The sequence below is a fragment of the uncultured Campylobacter sp. genome, assembly GCF_938045225.1.
Classification (GTDB): Bacteria; Campylobacterota; Campylobacteria; order Campylobacterales; family Campylobacteraceae; genus Campylobacter_A.
In genome coordinates this window covers 1-1,737 of record NZ_CALINL010000232.1, presented here as the reverse complement: position 1 = coordinate 1,737, position 1,737 = coordinate 1, and the positions used below count along the sequence as shown (strand labels likewise).

Below are 1,737 nucleotides of genomic sequence, written 5' to 3'. Positions count from 1 at the left end.
GATTTTTGGGGTTGCGCGGATAAAATTTTGCGCAGGCTAGACTTCTGCTTGCAGTTGCGAGCAACGCGAAGCAAAAATTAGTCTGCCAAGCAAAATTTTAGCAAGCTCCGCAAAAAGCGTCCGAAAGACGCCTAAAATTAGCCTATATTCTCACCTGCTATCATACCAAACGTTAAGCAGTCAGCTATCGCCACGCTACCTAAGCGGCTAGCTCCGTGTACGCCGCCGGTGATCTCGCCTGCGGCAAACAATCTTGGGATCGGCATCTCTGTTTGTAGAGAGATAACCTGGGCTTTGGTATTGATATCGATACCGCCCATAGTATGGTGAAGTTTTGGCGTACCGCGCATAGCGTAGAAAGGCGGTTTAGAGATATCTACGCCGTTTGTAGTGGTTTTATCCATCGGTTTGCCAAAGTCTTCGTCTTTACCTGATTTAACGAAGCTATTGTATCTCTCGACTGTCTTTTTTAGCTCTGCGGCAGGGATTTTATAAGCCGCAGCTAGCTCGTCTAGGGTTTCAAATTTCTTTAGTACGCCAGATTCTAGCGGTTTAGTGTAGTGCTCAGGTATAACCATGTTTTTTACGCCCTCAGAGTCGCAGAAGTTGATCGGATAGATATCGGCTTTTGCGTCGATTACTTTAAACATAGCTTGAGAGCGGGTGCGGCGGTCTGCTAGCTCGTTCATATAGCGTTTGCCGGTTCTTGGATCTACTGAAATTCCGTAGCGGAAGCTTCCGTTTACGTTAAACATAGAGCCTACGCCAAAGCCTTTTTCATCAGGGCATGCCCATGGACCAAATTGTATCCAGCTTAGCTGCACTGGAGTAGCGCCGATTCTGAAGGCCTCTTTCATAGCGCCTGCAGTTGCGCCCGGATGGTTGGTGCTATCTGTAGTAGGCAATATAGATGGATCTTGCACTTGTCTAAAGAATACGTCGCGGCAAAATCCGCCCGCAGCTAGTACTACGCCTTTTTTAGCTTTTATAGTCTTTTTAGTTCCTGTAGTGTTTTCGGCGTCGTCTTTTTGGCTCTTTGGATCAAATTTATAATCCTCTCTGATGATCACGCCGTCTACGCCGCCGTCTTCGCCTAGGACGAATTCGTCAAATTTAGCTCTTTGTCTTAGCTCGCAGCCTTGTAGGTTTTTAAAGTATTCTACCATCGGTTGAACGATACCTGAGCCTGAGCCGTTAGCTGTTTGAAGCGATCTAGGTACGCTGTGTCCGCCTGCGTGGGTAACTTTATCTATGTATTTAGCGCCGCATTTTAGAGTTAGTTTATATGCGTCTTGCGCGCGAGTAGCGATGGTGTCGATGAGATCTACGTGGTTTAGTCCGCGGCCGGCTTTTAGGCAGTCTTTGATAAATAGCTCGGTGCTATCTTTGATGCCAGCTTTCTTTTGCATGTCGCTATTTGGAACGGCAAAGATACCGCCGTTGATGACAGAGTTGCCACCTGTGCGGCCCATCTTTTCGATCAAGACGACTTTGTTGCCTTTTTTAGCTGATGTCACACCAGCTGCAAGAGCTGCAAAGCCTGAGCCGATGATGACTACGTCATACTCCTCGTCCCATTTGACATCTTTTTCGTTCATTGGGCTAGCCATTAAATTTGTAGCGCCCATGCCAAGTGCCGTGGCTCCGATAGCGCTAAATTTCACAAAATCTCTTCTAGATAAACCTGAATTTTTCATGCTCTCTCCTTTGAAGTAAGATATTCACTAACTAGATTAT

The 1,737-nt window shown here is 46.6% G+C and carries 1 protein-coding gene; it reads right to left on the bottom strand.

Going from position 1 to position 1,737, the window contains the following annotated elements:
• Positions 1-137: 137 nt before the first annotated feature.
• Positions 138-1,697 (bottom strand): flavocytochrome c, encoded by a 1,560-nt coding sequence (locus tag Q0200_RS08310; protein WP_297940154.1) that lies wholly within the window; start codon positions 1,695-1,697, stop codon positions 138-140.
• Positions 1,698-1,737 lie beyond the last annotated feature (40 nt).

Bases quoted from the DNA above. Each gene is read 5' to 3' on its own strand.
- Q0200_RS08310 (WP_297940154.1), bottom strand. From the start codon at position 1,697: ATGAAAAATTCAGGTTTATCTAGAAGAGATTTTGTGAAATTTAGCGCT.